The organism is Campylobacter lari subsp. lari, from assembly GCF_013372185.1.
GTDB classification, from domain to species: domain Bacteria; phylum Campylobacterota; class Campylobacteria; order Campylobacterales; family Campylobacteraceae; genus Campylobacter_D; species Campylobacter_D lari.
Map to the genome: position 1 here is coordinate 874,153 of NZ_CP053830.1, position 16,558 is coordinate 890,710.

General features: G+C 29.7%; 15 protein-coding genes. 11 read left to right on the forward strand and 4 right to left on the reverse strand.

Going from position 1 to position 16,558, the window contains the following annotated elements; all coding sequences use genetic code 11:
• The first annotated feature begins 61 nt into the window (after positions 1-61).
• From CLLT_RS04635 to mnmH, 8 genes are all read left to right on the forward strand, one after another.
• Positions 62-3,574, forward strand: coding sequence for an acyl-[ACP]--phospholipid O-acyltransferase (locus tag CLLT_RS04635; protein WP_370510391.1), 3,513 nt, complete (start codon positions 62-64; stop codon positions 3,572-3,574).
• A gap of 264 nt (positions 3,575-3,838) precedes the next feature.
• On the forward strand, positions 3,839-4,783 hold the full coding sequence (locus tag CLLT_RS04640) for an NAD(P)-binding domain-containing protein (RefSeq protein ID WP_012661629.1): 945 nt from the start codon (positions 3,839-3,841) through the stop codon (positions 4,781-4,783).
• Positions 4,777-5,469, forward strand: coding sequence for a tRNA1(Val) (adenine(37)-N6)-methyltransferase (locus CLLT_RS04645; RefSeq protein WP_012661630.1), 693 nt, complete (start codon positions 4,777-4,779; stop codon positions 5,467-5,469). Before CLLT_RS04640 ends, CLLT_RS04645 begins: the two co-directional genes overlap by 7 nt.
• On the forward strand, positions 5,459-5,830 hold the full coding sequence (locus CLLT_RS04650; RefSeq protein ID WP_041570287.1) for a YkgJ family cysteine cluster protein: 372 nt from the start codon (positions 5,459-5,461) through the stop codon (positions 5,828-5,830). Before CLLT_RS04645 ends, CLLT_RS04650 begins: the two co-directional genes overlap by 11 nt.
• Positions 5,806-7,041 (forward strand): tetratricopeptide repeat protein, encoded by a 1,236-nt coding sequence (locus CLLT_RS04655; protein ID WP_012661632.1) that lies wholly within the window; start codon positions 5,806-5,808, stop codon positions 7,039-7,041. The genes CLLT_RS04650 and CLLT_RS04655 overlap by 25 nt, the downstream gene beginning before the upstream one ends.
• Positions 7,026-7,628, forward strand: coding sequence for a beta/alpha barrel domain-containing protein (locus CLLT_RS04660; RefSeq protein WP_012661633.1), 603 nt, complete (start codon positions 7,026-7,028; stop codon positions 7,626-7,628). Before CLLT_RS04655 ends, CLLT_RS04660 begins: the two co-directional genes overlap by 16 nt.
• Positions 7,628-8,116 (forward strand): HIT family protein, encoded by a 489-nt coding sequence (locus tag CLLT_RS04665; RefSeq protein WP_012661634.1) that lies wholly within the window; start codon positions 7,628-7,630, stop codon positions 8,114-8,116. The genes CLLT_RS04660 and CLLT_RS04665 overlap by 1 nt, the downstream gene beginning before the upstream one ends.
• Entirely contained in the window at positions 8,109-9,092 is a 984-nt protein-coding gene (gene mnmH, locus CLLT_RS04670; protein WP_012661635.1) for a tRNA 2-selenouridine(34) synthase MnmH, read from the forward strand. Before CLLT_RS04665 ends, mnmH begins: the two co-directional genes overlap by 8 nt.
• Here mnmH and CLLT_RS04675 read toward each other — a convergent pair.
• From CLLT_RS04675 to CLLT_RS04685, 3 genes are read right to left on the reverse strand one after another with little or no spacing between them, the layout of a single operon-like run.
• Positions 9,087-10,607, reverse strand: coding sequence for an inorganic phosphate transporter (locus CLLT_RS04675; RefSeq protein WP_012661636.1), 1,521 nt, complete (start codon positions 10,605-10,607; stop codon positions 9,087-9,089). The genes mnmH and CLLT_RS04675 overlap by 6 nt on opposite strands.
• 46 nt (positions 10,608-10,653) lie before the next feature.
• Positions 10,654-11,754: a 4-hydroxythreonine-4-phosphate dehydrogenase gene (pdxA, locus tag CLLT_RS04680; RefSeq protein WP_012661637.1), complete on the reverse strand. Its 1,101-nt coding sequence runs from the start codon at positions 11,752-11,754 to the stop codon at positions 10,654-10,656.
• The gene (locus CLLT_RS04685) at positions 11,751-12,518 is read right to left on the reverse strand and encodes a pyridoxine 5'-phosphate synthase (RefSeq protein WP_012661638.1); all 768 of its coding nucleotides are present in this window, start codon (positions 12,516-12,518) and stop codon (positions 11,751-11,753) included. The genes pdxA and CLLT_RS04685 overlap by 4 nt, the downstream gene beginning before the upstream one ends.
• Before the next feature lie 55 nt (positions 12,519-12,573).
• Between CLLT_RS04685 and CLLT_RS04690 the strand changes: the two genes are divergently transcribed.
• From CLLT_RS04690 to CLLT_RS04700, 3 genes are read left to right on the forward strand one after another with little or no spacing between them, the layout of a single operon-like run.
• On the forward strand, positions 12,574-13,539 hold the full coding sequence (locus CLLT_RS04690) for a Ppx/GppA phosphatase family protein (RefSeq protein ID WP_074691855.1): 966 nt from the start codon (positions 12,574-12,576) through the stop codon (positions 13,537-13,539).
• A 10-nt stretch (positions 13,540-13,549) separates the two neighbouring features.
• Positions 13,550-13,993, forward strand: coding sequence for a GatB/YqeY domain-containing protein (locus CLLT_RS04695; RefSeq protein ID WP_012661640.1), 444 nt, complete (start codon positions 13,550-13,552; stop codon positions 13,991-13,993).
• On the forward strand, positions 13,990-14,643 hold the full coding sequence (locus CLLT_RS04700) for a DNA/RNA non-specific endonuclease (RefSeq protein WP_074691852.1): 654 nt from the start codon (positions 13,990-13,992) through the stop codon (positions 14,641-14,643). Before CLLT_RS04695 ends, CLLT_RS04700 begins: the two co-directional genes overlap by 4 nt.
• A gap of 33 nt (positions 14,644-14,676) precedes the next feature.
• Here the strand turns inward: CLLT_RS04700 and dnaK are convergent, their stop codons facing one another.
• Positions 14,677-16,545 (reverse strand): molecular chaperone DnaK, encoded by a 1,869-nt coding sequence (dnaK, locus tag CLLT_RS04705; RefSeq protein WP_074691849.1) that lies wholly within the window; start codon positions 16,543-16,545, stop codon positions 14,677-14,679.
• Positions 16,546-16,558 lie beyond the last annotated feature (13 nt).

Genomic DNA, 16,558 nt, shown 5'->3' on the forward strand with positions numbered 1-16,558 from the left:
CAAAACTCCATTTAAATTTTATATAATAGAATAATATTTTTAAAATAAAATGGAGTTTTTAATGCAAGGAAATTTCTTAAAGACTTTTGGCGTATTGCCATTTTTAGCAGTAGCTTTTATTAACGCTTTTGTGGATTTAGGACACAAAATCATTATACAAAACACTATCTATAAATTTTATGAAGATAGCACTCAACTTTTTTTAACCGCTATTATCAATGCTTTGATGCTTTTACCTTTTATCCTTATGCTTTCACCTTCTGGATTTTTAGCAGATAAATTTCCTAAAAATAAAATCATGAAAATATCTGCATTATTTTCAGTAATATTAACTTGTATTATTTGTTTGTGTTATTATCTTGGAGCATTTTGGCTTGCATTTGTAATGACTTTTATCATGGGAGTACAATCTGCCTTATACTCTCCTGCAAAATATGGTTTTATAAAAGAATTAGTAGGAAAAGAGCTTTTAGCTATGGGAAATGGAGCTGTCAATGCGGTAAGTATCGTGGCTATTTTAGCGGGTATGGCGGTATTTTCTCTAAGCTTTGAAATGCTTTTTGAGTCAAATTTTAACACTCCTTCAGATATTTTAACACAAATTGCACCTTTGGGTTTTGTATTAATAGCTTTTGCTGTATTAGAACTTTTTTTAGCTTATAAACTCCCTAACTTAAAAGAAGAAGATAAAAATTTAAGTTTTGATAAAAAACAATATTTCCAAGGAAAGCTTTTAGCCTCTAATTTAAAAACTATATTTTCTCATAAAATCATTTGGCTTTGTATTGTAGGAATTTCACTTTTTTGGGCCATATCGCAGCTTTATTTAGTGAGTTTTCCTGTATATGCAAAAAACGATCTTTTTATAGAAAACACCTTTTACGTACAATGCTCTTTAGCTTTTTCTGGTATAGGAGTGATTATAGGATCACTTATTAGTGGTAAGTTTTCTAAAAATTACATCGAATTAGGCCTTATACCACTAGGTGCTTTAGGGGTTTTTCTAATGAGCATTTTAATGCCATTTTTAGAAAACTTGCTAAGCTATAGTGTGGTGTTTTTTATTTTTGGTTTAAGCGGGGCATTTTTTATCATACCTTTAAATTCTCTCATACAATTTCATGCAAAAGAAAATGAACTAGGAAAAGTCTTAGCAGGTAATAATTTTATACAAAATATTTTCATGTTAGGCTTTTTAGCACTAGCTACTTTTGCTGCTTATGCTGAATTTGAAGTGATAAATTTGTTTTATTTTATCATCGCTGTGGCATTTTTTGGAAGCGTTTATGTGCTAAGTAAACTGCCTTTTTCTTTAGTGCGTTTATTAATGAGCATAGCGTTTTTTCAACGCTACCGTTTATTGGTAGAAGGTTTTGAGAATATTCCTGAAAAAGGTGGAGCATTATTGCTTGGTAATCATATATCTTTTATAGATTGGGCTATAGTGCAAATGGCCATACCAAGAAAAATTTATTTTGTTATGGAAAAAAGCATTTATTCTAAGTGGTATATTAAAATTTTTCTTGATAAATTTGGAGTTATTCCTGTTTCAAGTGCTTCTAGCAAATCAAGCTTAGAGCTTATTGCTATGCATATTAAAAACGGAAATTTAGTTTGTCTTTTCCCAGAAGGAGTACTCTCACGCCATGGACAGCTTAATGAATTTAAAGGAGGATTTGAGTTAGTTTGCTCAAAATTAGAAGAACAAGATGGAGTGATTTTGCCTTTTTATATTAGAGGACTTTGGGGGAGTGCTTTTTCAAGAAGTGATGAAGAATTTTCAGCAAGAAATCGTAAAATAAGCAAAAGAAAAATCGCTATTGCTTTTGGAAAAAGCTTGCCAATACACACTAAAAAAGAAGTGGTTAAAGCAAAAGTTTTTGAACTTTCTTTTATTGCTTGGAAATCCCAATGTGAAAGCATGCATACTATAGCCAGAGCTTGGATAGATAGTGCTAAGAGAAATTTAAGTCAAATAGCTATTGTTGATCCTTTAATAGGTGGTATTACCTATAGAAAAATGCTTGCTTTAAGTTTGGTTTTTAGCTCTTTCATAAAAAATAGATCGCATGAGTTAAATATACAACCTACCCAAGGAAGCTATGCTCCAAAAGAAGAATGTGTGGGAATTTTGCTTCCTGCTTCTATGGCTAGTTCTCTTTGTAATCTAGCTGTATTGCTTGCAAATAAAATCGTAGTGAATTTAAACTTCACAGCAGGTATAAAGGCGATTAATCAAGCCATTCAAAGTTCTCAAATTCAACAAATTTATACCTCTAGAAAATTTATGGAAAAATTAGAAAATAAAGGTATAAAACTAGAATTTGAAGAGCATGTTAGAATTATTTTCATAGAAGATGTTATCGCAAGCTTTAAAAGACAAAAACTCAAAATCTTTTCTATGCTTGCTTTAGTAAGTATCTTACCTACTTGTTTAATAAAAGCATTATTTGCACCTAATAAACAAAACCTTGCCATAGCTGCTATATTATTTAGTAGTGGTAGTGAGGGAACACCAAAAGGAGTAATGCTAAATAATCGTAATATTTTAAGCAATATAGCTCAAATTTCAGATGTATTATGTGCAAAAAACGAAGATGTTGTCTTATCTTCTTTACCACCTTTTCATGCTTTTGGATTAACTGTAACTACTTTTATGCCTTTATTAGAAGGGATTAAAAGCATAACACATGCTGATCCAACAGATGCACTAGGTGTAGCAAAAGCTATAGTAAAAAATAATGTTAGCATTATGTGTGCTACTTCTACTTTTTTGGGTATTTATGCAAGAAATAAAAAACTTGATGCGATTATGTTTGAAAGTTTAAGGATTATCGTCTCAGGTGCTGAAAAACTCAAAAGCGAAGTAAGAACTGCCTTTGAAATGAAATTTAAAAAACCTATTTTTGAAGGCTATGGAGCCACTGAAACCACTCCGGTTGCAAGTGTGAATTTGCCAAATAAATTTGATCCTGATTATTGGATTTTACACCGTGCAAATAAAGAAGGTAGTGTAGGTATGCCTTTACCAGGAAGCGCTATACGCATAGTAGATCCATCTACTTATGAAAGTTTAAATCATGGAGAAGATGGATTAATACTCATTGGTGGTCATCAGGTTATGGTGGGTTATTTAAACAATAAAGAAAAAACCGATGAAGTTATCAAAGAAATCGATGGCATACGCTGGTACAATACCGGCGATAAAGGCCATGTAGATGAGGATGGCTTTTTATATATAGTGGATCGTTATTCTCGTTTTGCAAAAATTGGCGGTGAGATGATATCTTTAGGAGCTTTAGAGGAAGAAATTGCTAAATTTATCAATACAGATATAGTAAAATTTTGCGCAGTTGCACTAGATGATGATAAAAAAGGTGAAATGGTATGCTTATTAGTAGAATGCCAAGAGCAAGACTTTGAAGGAATTTGTGAAGTGATTAAAAACTCTACTATGCCTGCTATTTTTAAACCAAGTAAATATTTTAAAGTAGAACAAATTCCACTTTTAGGTTCTGGTAAAGTGGATTTAAAAGGTGCTAAAGATTTAGCTAAAATCTTGCAAACTCATTAAAATAAGCCTTTGGCTTATTTTAATTCTAAATTAATCTTGCGAATGATTTCTTTCATGCTTTTTTCTAGTTTTTGTAAATTTTAAATCTTTAAAGCTTTTTTCTGGTAATTTTGTAATAGAATTTTCTAATTTATTTATCTTATATGTAAGATAGGTCTTTTTCGAATTTTATTAATGAATTTTACTAAAATATTTTTGATTTTTTATATTTCATTATCATTTTTTTGATACATTTACACACTAAAAATACTAAAAAGGGAAATAATGAAAATTTTTGATATGGTGGTTATTGGCGCTGGCCCTGCAGGTATTGCAGCGGGAGTAGAAGCTAAAATAAAAAATAAAGAAGTTATTGTTTTAGAAAAAGCTGATGCGGTTTGTCAAACCTTAGTAAAATTTTACAAAGAAGGCAAAAGAGTAGATAAAGCTTATAAAGGTTGTGATAGCACAAATCACGGGCATATAAATTTTGAAGATGGAACTAGAGAAAGCACGATAGAAACTTTCCAAAATGCTATCAAAGAGCATAATCTTGAAGTAAAACTTTCTAGTGAAGTTGAAAGTATTAAAAAAGATGGGGAAAATTTCATCGTTAGCACCGCAAATGAAAATTATATTTGCAAAAATGCAGTTATTGCCATAGGTAGAATGGGTAAACCGAATAAACCAAGCTATACTTTACCTATAACTTTAACAAAAATCATCAATTTTAATGCAAATTCAGCAAGCCAAGGTGAAAAAATCTTAGTTGTAGGTGGTGGAAATTCGGCAGCAGAATACGCTATAGATTTAGCTAAAAATAATGATGTAACGCTTTGCTATAGAAGAGAAACTTTCTCAAGATTAAACGATATTAATCTAGAAGATATTCAAAAAGCTTTTGAACAAGGCAGTGTAAAAGCAAAACTTGGCATAGATATAACTAGCATTGAAGATGAAGGCGGTAAAGCTAAAGTAAATTTCACTAATGACACAAATGAAATTTATGATCGTATTATTTATGCTATTGGTGGTTCAACTCCACTTGATTTCTTACAAAAATGCTCTATAGAAGTTGACGAAAAAGGCGTGCCAAGTTTTGATGAAAATAAAGAAAGCAATGTAAAAGGATTATTTGTAGCAGGTGATATAGCGAGCAAAAATGGAGCTTCTATTGTAGTGGGTTTAAATGATTCGTTTAAAATCTGCGATCATCTTTATAAATGCTAAAACTCTTTCAATACTCAAAAGGCTATCGCTATAATAACGATAGTCTTTTACTTTTTGACTTTTTATCTAAATATAATTTAAAAGGAAATATCCTTGATATAGGATGTGGCTGTGGAATTTTAGGACTTTTGATAAAACAAAAATTTCCAAATTCAAAAGTTTATCTACTAGATATCCAAGAGCAAAATATCAAACTAAGTTATAAAAACGCCAAAGAAAATAAACTTGAAATTCAAGGCATTTGTGAAGACTTTTTAAACTATAAAAGTGATATAAAATTTGATTTTTTGATCTCTAATCCTCCATTTTATAAAAAAAATACACAAAAAAGTCAAGATTTGCATTTATGCATATCAAGATATCAAGAATTTATGCCACTTGAAAAAATGCTTTTTAAAATAAATTCTTTAATCAAGCCAAATGGTAGTTTTTTTATGTGTTATGAGGCTAGTTTTTTAGATGAAATTTGTGCTTATTTAAAACAATTTAAATTAAAACTAGTTTCACTTCAATGTATTCATACCAATGCACAAACTAATGCAAGACTTGTTTTAATGCATATTAAAAAAAATAGCAAAAGTCCTTGCACTATAATGCCTACACTTTTTATGTATGAAAATGATGTTTTAAATCCAAAAATTAGTGAAATTTATGAAAATACAGGAACTATAAGCTATGATGTGTGAAAAAGGTTTTGATTTTTCTTTTGATGAAAGTGCTTGTGAAAAATGCGGCGGGAAATGTTGCACTGGAGAAAGTGGGTATATCTATGCTAGCAAAGAAGAACTAGAAGCTATTGCTAGTTTTTTAAATTTAGGCTTTGAAGCCTTTAAAGAGCAATACCTCATCAAAGTTGGGTTTAAATATAGCTTTAAAGAAGTAAAGTATGAAAATGGCTATCGTTGTATTTTTTTTGATACAATGTATAAAAAATGTTTAATTTACAAGCATAGACCAAAACAATGTAGAACTTTTCCGTTTTGGGAGTATTTTAAAACGCACAAAGAGGAGTTAAAAAAAGAATGTATAGGGGTTTGCTTTCACTAATTATAGTTTTTATCCTAACAAGCCTTGCTTTAGCTAAAGGTGAAGATAAAATCCTACAAGCACTTATTTATGAAGAACATGGACAATTTCAAAAAGCATGTGATATTTATACAAATTTATTTCATGAAAATAATGAAAGTATTTATTTGCAAAAGGCTTTACTTTTAGCTTTAAGTGCTAATTTAAAACAAAAAGATGAGCTTTTAAAAGCTTCTAAAGACTTTTTAGAACACACAGCTATTGCAAGATTAAATGCTTTGTATTTTTTTGAAATAGGAGATTATAAACAAGCCGAAGCTATACTTTATAAACTCATTAAAGAAGAACAAGATTATAGAAATTATGAAATATTAGGCGATATTTTTGCCAAAAAAGCTTTATATACCAAAGCTTTAGAGCAATACAATCTTGCCTATAAGCTTTTTGAGCATGAAAATTTATTACTTAAAATAGTTGAAATTAATATCAAAAATAAAAATATCAACCAAGCTAAAAAGGCCTTAGAAGAATTTGTAAAAAGTTCACAATGTACCCTTAAAACATGCACCCTACTTTTAAAAATTTATCAAGAACAAAAAGATCACAAAGCAAGTATCCAAACCCTTGAAAAACTATATAAACTCAACAATGATATTAAATACATCTACGCTATGATAGAACTACTAGCACAAGAAAAAAACTACACTCAGGCTCTAAATTTAACCCAAAAATATAACATAGATCCTGATACTAAAATTTTCTTATACACGCAAACAAAAGATTATAAAAAAGCTTACGAAATAGCTTTAAAACATTATGAACTTAGTAAAGATAAAAAATATCTTTCCATGGCAGGCGTTTTGGAATTTGAAATTCATATGGATCCTAAAAGTAAAAAAGTCACGGACCCAAAAATTCTAGCTTCTATCATGAAAAAATTTGAGCAAAGCGTAGATATACGCAGCGATGCTTTATATCAAAACTATTATGGCTATGCCTTGATTGAATATGATATTGATATAGCCAAAGGTATGGAGCTAGTAGGCTGGGCGCTTGAACAAGAACCGCAAAATCTTTATTATCTTGACTCTTTAGCTTGGGGGTATTATAAACTTAAAGATTGTAAAAAGGCTTATGAAATTTTACAAAAAACACTGCATGATAAAGAATTTTCAAGTTCAGATGAAAGTAAAGAGCATTTAAAGGCCATTGAAAAATGTTTAAAACAATAGATTTAAAAAATCATTTTTCAAAAACACAAAAAATTCTGGAAAGTAAAAAAGAAATTTTTCCTTATGATATGCTAGGTAGAAGCCTAGCTTCCAATGCCTTTTATCCTAAAGATATTTATACACTTTTACATGAAAGAAAACTTTCACATTTTTTATATTCTAAAGATTTAAATTTTAATCATGAAAATTTTGATGCCATCATCTTACCAACAAGCCCTTTGCTTAATCAAGACATACAAAATTTAAGTCTTTTTAGACGCTACCATGAAAAACCTATTGTGCAATTTGATTTTATTTTTGATGAATATCAAATTTTAGAAAGCTTAGTATATGGGGCTGATGCGTTTATTGTATTTCCTAAAATGCTAAAAACTAAGCAACTAAAAAAACTTTATAATTTTGCAATACATCTTGGTTTAGAAGCCATTTTTTACCTTGAAAGCAAAAGTGATCTTAATAACGCTATTTTAGCAGGAGCTAGAATTTTTTTATTGGAAGATGAAAAGCTATTATCTTTGATACCAAAAAATAAAGCTCTTATAAGTAAAAATATCAAAAATTTACATGCTTGCATAAAGGAGAGTTGATGGAGTATTTATACGCGCCTTGGAGGGATGTTTATTTTAATAATAAAGATAAAAATTTTTGCCCTTTTTGTCATTGTAAGCATGAACTTAATGAAGATAAAAAACTTGGGGTAATTTTTAGAGCTAAAGAATGCTTTGGCATTATGAATAAATACCCTTATAGTCCGGGTCATTTTATGATTATCCCTTATGAGCATTTAGAAAATATAGAAGATTTAAGTGATGATACATGGCTAGAAATTAGCCATTTTGTGCGTATTGGAGTTAAAATTTTAAAAGAGAACTTTCATGCTAAGGGTGTTAATATAGGTATGAATTTGGGTAGTGCAGCAGGAGCTGGTATAGCGCCGCATTGTCATTATCATTTAATCCCAAGATGGCAAGGTGATACAAATTTTATCACTACCATAGGACAAACTAGAGTTTGTGGGAGTGATTTAGAAAAAATTTATACCACCTTATGTAAAGCTTTTAAAGACTATGTATAAAGAAGTTGATTTTGAAAATTTTTTAAAATTTAATTTTGATCTTTTAATTGATGCAAGAAGTCCCAAAGAATACAGCCATGCTCATATAAAATCTGCGCAAAATTACTATGCACTAAGTGATAATGAATTTGAAGAAATAGGCACACTTTATAAGAAAAACAAAGGCTTAGCTAAAGCAAAAGGCGCAAGTTATATTTGTAAAAATATGAGTGAGCATATTAATAAAATTTATCAAAGTTATAAAATAGGCTCTTTGGTGGGAATTTATTGTGCAAGAGGTGGTAAAAGATCAAAAGCTATTGCTTTAATCTTAGCTGAACTTGGTTATAGGGTTGTAAGATTAGAAGGTGGATATAAAGCTTATAGAAGTTATGTGAGTGAGTTTTTTAGAAAAGATTTAAATATTGAGTTTTTATGCCTTTGTGGTAATACAGCAAGTGGCAAAAGTGATTTAATCCAAACTTTAGATAATGCTTTAAATTTAGAAAAACTAGCCAACCATCAAGGATCAAGTTTTGGTAAAATTTATGGAGAACAACCAAGCCAAAAAGCTTTTGAAGATGAATTGTTTTATTTTTTAAAAGATTATAGCCATAAAACTTGTTTTATAGAAGCTGAAAGCAGACAAATTGGAAATTTAATCATCCCGCTAAATTTATACAATAGTATGCAAAAAGCTAAGAAAATTTGGTGTGAATGCGACACAGACTTGCGTATTCAAAGAGTTTTAAAAAACTACACTCCAATGGATAAAAAAGTATTTTATCAATGTGTTGAAAAAATATCACCTTATATCAGCAAGGATTTTAAACTAAAACTTTGTCAAAATTATGAAGAAAATAATTTAGAACTTTGTGTAAAAATGCTTTTTGAATATTATGATAAAGTATATAAAAAACCTACAAAAATTGATTATTTTATCAATAGTTCTAATTTAGATGAAGCTAAAAAACATCTTATGAGTTTAAACTCATAAGATTGTATTTACAAAGATAATAAAAATAATACTTGAAAGAATTCCAGCAACTGGTAAAGTAATCACCCATGCCAAGCCAATAGGCTTCATCATAGCCCATTTAGCATCTTTATTAAATACCCCTATACCCAAAATTGCACCGATTAAAATATGGGTTGAGCTAACTGGAATTCCAAGTTGGGTAGCTAAAAGTATAACAATACTTGCGCCAAGTTCAGCACTAAAGCCTGTTGTTGGCTTAATTTCTGCTAGTTTTGAACCCACAGTTTGAATAACTTCTTTACCCAAAAACCAAAGCCCAATAACTAAAGCTATACCAAACATAAGCATTACAGCAAATGGCACTGGCGAACTTGGATTGATAGTGTTGTTTTTAAGCACATTTAAAATTGCAGCAAATGGCCCAAGAGCATTAGCTATATCATTAGCTCCGTGCGAAAAAGCAAAACTTGAAGCAGTAAAAATTTGAAACCAAGAAAAAATCTTTTCTATGGTTTTATTAACCTGAGTTTTTTTCATCAATCTCACAACCGCTAAAGTAACAATATAAGCAAAAATAGAAATAATCGAAACTATCCATAAATTTTGCATTACATCTAAAGTAGAAACCTTATTTAAGCCCTTAAATAAAAACATAGAAGCAATAGTCAATGCACCTACACCTGCTATTAAAGGAACATGAAATTTCATTCTTGAGAAAACATCTATGTTTTTTTCTTTTTCTTTTAACTCTTTGATTTTTAACTTATATTCACTTCTTTTTTCATCATCATCTAAAACAATAGCACTAAGTTCTTTGATTTGCTCCTCTTGGCTTTTGTTTTTTAAATTTTTAAAATATTCTTCTTTAAATGCTTTTTTTTCTTTTTTAATTTCTTTTACTACAAGAGTTATTTCTTCTGATGGCTTTAAGATTTTTTTATAAATATAAGCATAAATTAAATACGCCACAAGCCCGCCAAGCAAAGGAGAAATAACCCAACTCATAGCTATTTTATAAATACCATTCCAATTTACCATAGATAATGCTTGATCTTGATCAAAAAATACAAACCCCATAGCAATACTTGAACCTACAATACCTCCTATAATACTATGAGTAGTAGAAACTGGAAGTCCTTTTTTAGTCGCCACAAAAAGCCAAATTCCAGAGCTTAATAAAGCCGAGAGCATTACACATACAAATACCATAGGATTAACCCCATCAGGCAAAACCACTATACCACTTCTTATGGTATTTGTTACTTCTCCTCCTGCAAACACAGCCCCGCTTAATTCAAATACAGCAGCGATTATCAAAGCTTGTTTTATAGTAACAGTTTTAGCGCCTACGCTAGTGCCAAATGAATTTGCAACATCATTACCACCAACATTAAAGGCCATGAAAATACCAAATATACTAGCAAGGATAAATAATATCATGGAATTATTAGGAATATAATTATACCCCCAAACAAAAAAACATAAAACACTCACAATAAAAATAAAAAATGCAATAGCATTATCTTTACTCAAGTATTCTCCTTAAGAATTTATTTTAATGAATTAATTTTAGTAACTTTTACTTAGTTTTTTCTTTGATCTTTAAAAATTGCAAAGCAGATTTCACCGCCTGCATATAACTTTGTAAATTTATTTTTTCATTTTTATAAGCCTTATCATAAGCTGTGCCATGATCAACGCTAGTGCGAATTATGGGTAAATTTAAACTCACATTGATACTTTTTTCAAAATATAAAGCCTTTAAAGGTGCTAAGCCTACATCATGATACATGCTTACTAAATACTTGCATTTACTAAGTGCAAAAGGAGTAAAAGCACTATCAGCCACCAAAGGCTCGCTTAAAAAGATATTTTCTTTATAAGAGAGTTCTTTTTCTTTTTGATTTAAAAAATCTTCATTTTCTAAATTTTGCAAATTCAACGTGCTATCTTTTAAAAATACATTTGCCATTTTTATGGCCTTTTTTATTTCATTTTCTTCTTCTCCACCTATTACGCCATTATCGCTTGCATGAGGATTAAAAGCTAAAACTCCAATTTTTTCAAATAAAGTACATTGATAAAAATCAATCAAAAATTTAGCCAACCTCAAAGCTTTAATTTGCTTATAAACATCTTTTAATGGAATGTGTTCAGTGTATAAAGCCACAAAAAGCTCATCACAACCTAACATCATGATAGCATCTTGCTTGAAAAATTCCCTTAGTGCTTCTGTGTGACCTTTATAGCTCACTCCTGCCATTTGCCAAGTTTTTTTATTTATAGGCAAAGTAACTAAAGCATCTAAAAATAAATGCGTACAATAACTAGCCCCCTCAAAACTCAAAAAAGAATAAGCCCCGCTTTTAGCATCTAAATTTGCAGGATTTAACTCAAAATCATAATCAATTTCCTTGCTAGTTTGATATGAAAAATCATAAATTAAAAAATTATCTTTTTCTTCTTTGAAAATAAATTTTGGCTCGTTTGCATAAGAAATTTCAACTAAATTTATCTTAGATTTTGTATTTAATTTTAAAAGCTTGCTTGCTTTTTGAAATAATTTATAATGCACAAAATAATAAGGCTCGCAAATTTTTACTAACTCATCATGAGAGGCTAATAAAATTTGCACACCTATGCCATTTAAATCCCCTATACTAATAGCAATTTTTTTCATCTTTTAATTAAAGCCCTCATCTCTAATATAGCTTTTTCTAAGCCAACAAAAACTGATCTTGCTACTATGCTTTGACCAATATTTAACTCTTTAATTTCTAAAATATCAACAATATTTTTTACATTTTTATAATTAAGCCCATGTCCAGCCGCTACATTTAAATTTAAACTCTTAGCCAAACTCGCACTTTGTCTTAATCTTTGGAGTTCATTTTCTAAAAGCTTTTTGAGTTCATTTTTACTTAAAATTAATTCAGGCAATGCATAAGAAGTTTGATTAATATTAGTATATAATGCATTATAGATATTAGCATATAATCCTGTATGAAGCTCTATAAAATCAGCCTTTAACAAAGATGATTTTTCAATATCTTCTAAATTTGGATCAATAAACAAAGAAACTTCGATTTGCTCTTGTTTGAGTTTTAAAATGACTTCTTGTAATTTATCATTATTTAAATTCAAACCACCTTCTGTTGTAAGTTCTTGCCTTTTTTCAGGCACTAAGGTAACGCGCGAGGGTTTGTATTTTAAAGCATATTCTATCATATCAATAGAACATTCTAAATTCACCACACACTTGCAATATTTTAAAATATTTTCTAAATCTTTCTCATTAGCATGGCGACGATCTTCTCTTACATGGATAGTGATTTGATCGGCTAAATTTGCACTCAAAAAAGCAGCCTCAAGCAAATCAGGATCATTTACTTTTCTAGCTTCTCTTAAAACTGCTATATGATCGATATTAACCCCTAAAAGCATAAGTTTTCCTTATAAGTTTTTTGCTATTATACTTTAAATTTTTTAAGGAGAGTTAGTGCTTGGTATTGATATGGGCTCAAACACATTAAGAGCTGTTTTGATGGATGAAAATTTTAATAAATTAAAAAGCGAAGAATTTATCATAGGGACAGCTAAAAATATGCAAAATGAAACTATTAGCGATGAAGCTATAGAGAGAATTTTCAATGCATTAAAAAGCTTAAAAGAAAAAAAATACGATTTAAGCCAAGCCAAAGCTGTTGCCACAGCTGCTTTTAGAAAAGCAAAAAATACTCAAGCTATTTTTGAAAAAATCAAAAAAGAATTTAAGCTTGAAGTAAAATTAATCGATGCAAAAAGCGAAGCAAAATTAAGCATTTTAGGCATGAATGAAAGGCTTAAAATTCTTAAGATTTTTAGGAAAGATTTAAGCTATTGTGATTTAGGCGGTGCTTCTTGTGAAATTTCAAATGATAAATTTAGCAAAAGTTATGATTTTGGCATTATTAGTTTTTATGAAAGAATGCATTTTAAAGCTATAAAATCAAATTCTTGTGTAAAATTATTTAAAAAATATCCACAAAATCTTAAACACATTAAAGATGAAAAATTAAAACTTCATTTTAGCCCCTATCCTAGCCACTTAAAACAGCTAATGTTTGAGGCTTTTAGTATATGCAAAAATATAAAAAAAGAATTAAAAGGAAAGTTTTTTGTTTTAAACTCAGGAGTTCCTACTACACTTTGTGCGTATAAACAGGCTATAAAATATGAAGATTATTTAGAAGATAGTGTAAATGGAAAAATGCTAAAGCGCAAAGATTTTTTAAATTTTGCTTTAAAAATTTGGAATTTAGAGCAAGAAAAGGCTAAAATTTATCTTGGAAAAAATAGAAAAAAATACCTCATAGCAGGCTCAATGATATTTTTTGCTTTATTTAGCAAGCAAAAACTTATTATAATTGATGATGGTGTTAGAGAAGGTGTGTGTATAGCACATTTTAAAAATATCAAATTTTAAAGGAGAAACAATGAATTTAAAAGATCAAATTTTAGAAGATATCAAAGAAGCTATGCGCAATAAGGATGATTTTAAAAGAAACACCTTAAGAACGCTTAGCGCATGCTTTAAACAAATTGAAGTTGATGAGAGAATTACACTTGATGATGAGAGAATTTATAAAATTATCGCAAGTGAGATTAAAAAAAGAAATGAGGCTGCACTTGCTTTTAACAAAGGCTCAAGAGAAGATTTAGCCCAAAAAGAACTTCAAGAAGTAGCTATTTTAAGTGCGTATTTACCAAAACAACTAAGCGATGAAGAATTAGAAAGTGAGCTTAAAAAACTCATAGAAAAACTACAAATTAGCTCATTAAAAGAGCAAGGAATGCTAATGAAAGAAGCTAAAGCACTTTTTGGAGCAAGTGTTGATGGAAAAAGATTAAATGAAATGGTTAGAAAACTTTTAGCATGAAAAAAGCCTTAATTCTTTGCACTCTAGCCTTAAGCTCTTTTGCATACACTCAATATGAGCTTGATCCTAGCTTTAAAAAGTATTTTCAAAATTGCTCTTTATTGATGGATAAGTATTATTATATTAATTGTTATGATTATAACTATAAAGGCACTAAAGCAATAGCTTATAAACTTGAAGCTAGAATTTTAAATCAAAAACACATTAAAAAACGCCCAAAATTTAAAGATGATACTAACATTCCTAAAAAATATAGAACTTATTGGGAAGATTATATAAAAAGTGGTTATACAAGAGGGCATGTCGTGCCAAATCAATCCATGAATACAACCCCACAAGCCCAACTTAGCACTTTTTTAATGAGCAATATAACCCCGCAAAAAAAAGATATCAATGCAAAAATTTGGAATGAAATCGAACAAAGAGAAAGATATCTTGCAAAAAAATACAAAGAATTAGAAGTGCTAAATTTAGTGCTTTATGATGATAAGCCAAAACGCATTAAAAATAATATCGCCATTCCTAGTTTTTATGTAAAAATTTTAAAAGCTAAAAATTATAGTGAATGTTATAAAGTGCCAAATAATGATAATTTTGCAGAATTTGATAAAAATTATTTTAAAGAAGATTGTAAGAAATATATTGATTAAAAATGCTAGAAGTTTTATAACTTCTAGCTTAGTTTATTCTACTTCAGCATCAATTACATCATCATCTTTTTTCTTTTTATCATCACTTGGTTTTTCATCTTTTTTATACATATTTTCAGCTAATTTATGAGAAACCTCGCTTAATGCTTTCATTTTGCTTTCAATTTCTTCTTTAGAAGCATTTGCATTTTTTAAAGTTTCTTTTAAATCATCTAATGCTTTTTGAATATTTGCTTTATCCTCATCACTTACTTTTTCTCCAAGCTCACTTAAAGATTTTTCTACTTGATGTACTAAACTATCTGCAGAATTTCTTGCTTCTACTGCTTCTTTGCGTTTTCTATCTTCTTCTTTGTGCAATTCTGCATCTTTAACCATATTATTAATTTCTTCTTCACTTAAACCACTTGAACCTGTGATTTTAATCTCTTGAGCTTTACCTGTAGCTTTATCTTTAGCACTAACTGTTAAAATACCATTTGCATCTATATCAAATGTTACTTCAATTTGTGGCATACCACGAGGTGCTGGTGGAATTCCTTCAAGATTGAAATTTCCTAAAGATTTATTATCGCGGCTAAATTCTCTCTCACCTTGTAAAACATTGATAGTAACTGCGCTTTGATTATCTTCAGCAGTTGAGAAAGTTTGCTCTTTTTTAGTTGGTATAGTTGTGCCTTTTTCTATGATTTTAGTCATTACCCCACCTAAAGTTTCAATACCCAAAGAAAGCGGAGTAACATCAAGTAATAATACATCTTTCACATCACCTTTTATAACCGCTCCTTGAATTGCAGCACCAATTGCAACAACTTCATCAGGATTTACTGATTTATTTAAATCTTTTCCAAAAGCTTTTTTAACTTCTTCTTGAACCAAAGGAACACGGGTAGATCCACCCACCATTACAATTTCTTTTACTTCACTCTTATCAAGTCCTGCATCTTTTACAACTTCATTGATTTTACTAATAGTCTCAGCCACCAAACCATCAATCATGCTTTCAAATTTTGCTCTTGTGATAGTTTTTGTTAAGTGCTTTGGACCACTTGCATCAGCTGTAATAAATGGTAAATTTACATTAGTTTCATTTGCTGAACTTAATTCTTTTTTAGCATTTTCAGCCGCTTCTTTTAATCTTTGCAAGGCCATAACATCATTTTTAAGATCAATTCCAGTTTCATCTTTAAATTCACTTGCTAAAAAGTCTATTAATTTGTTATCAAAATCATCACCACCTAAAAATGCATTACCGCCTGTTGCTAAAACTTCTACTACATTATCTCCAGTTTCAAGAACAGTAACATCAAATGTACCACCACCTAAATCATAAACTACGATTTTTTCACTTTCTTTTTTATCAAGCCCATAAGCTAAAGCTGCTGCTGTTGGTTCGTTTATAATTCTTAAAACATTAAGCCCTGCTATAGTTCCTGCTTCTTTGGTAGCTTTTCTTTGTGCATCATTAAAATATGCTGGAACTGTTATAACCGCATCTTCAACCTTTTCACCTAAAAAAGCTTCAGCATCTTCTTTTAATTTCATCAAAACTTTTGCTGAAATTTCTTGCGGAGTATAAATTTTACCAGCTATTTCTATAGCACAAGCTCCATTTCTTTCTGTTATATGATAAGGAAGACGATTTTTAGCTTCTTTAGCTGCATCTTCATTGATCATCAAACCCATAATTCTTTTTATAGAATAAATAGTTTTTTCAGGATTAGTTACAGCTTGACGCTTAGCACTATCTCCAACTAAAATTTCACCTTTATCAGTAAAAGCTACTACTGAAGGAGTTGTATTTTTACCTTCTTTATTAGGGATAACTTTACTCTCCCCTCTTTCATACACGCTTACACAAGAATTAGTTGTTCCTAAATCTATACCTATAACTTTACTCATTTTTATTCTCCTT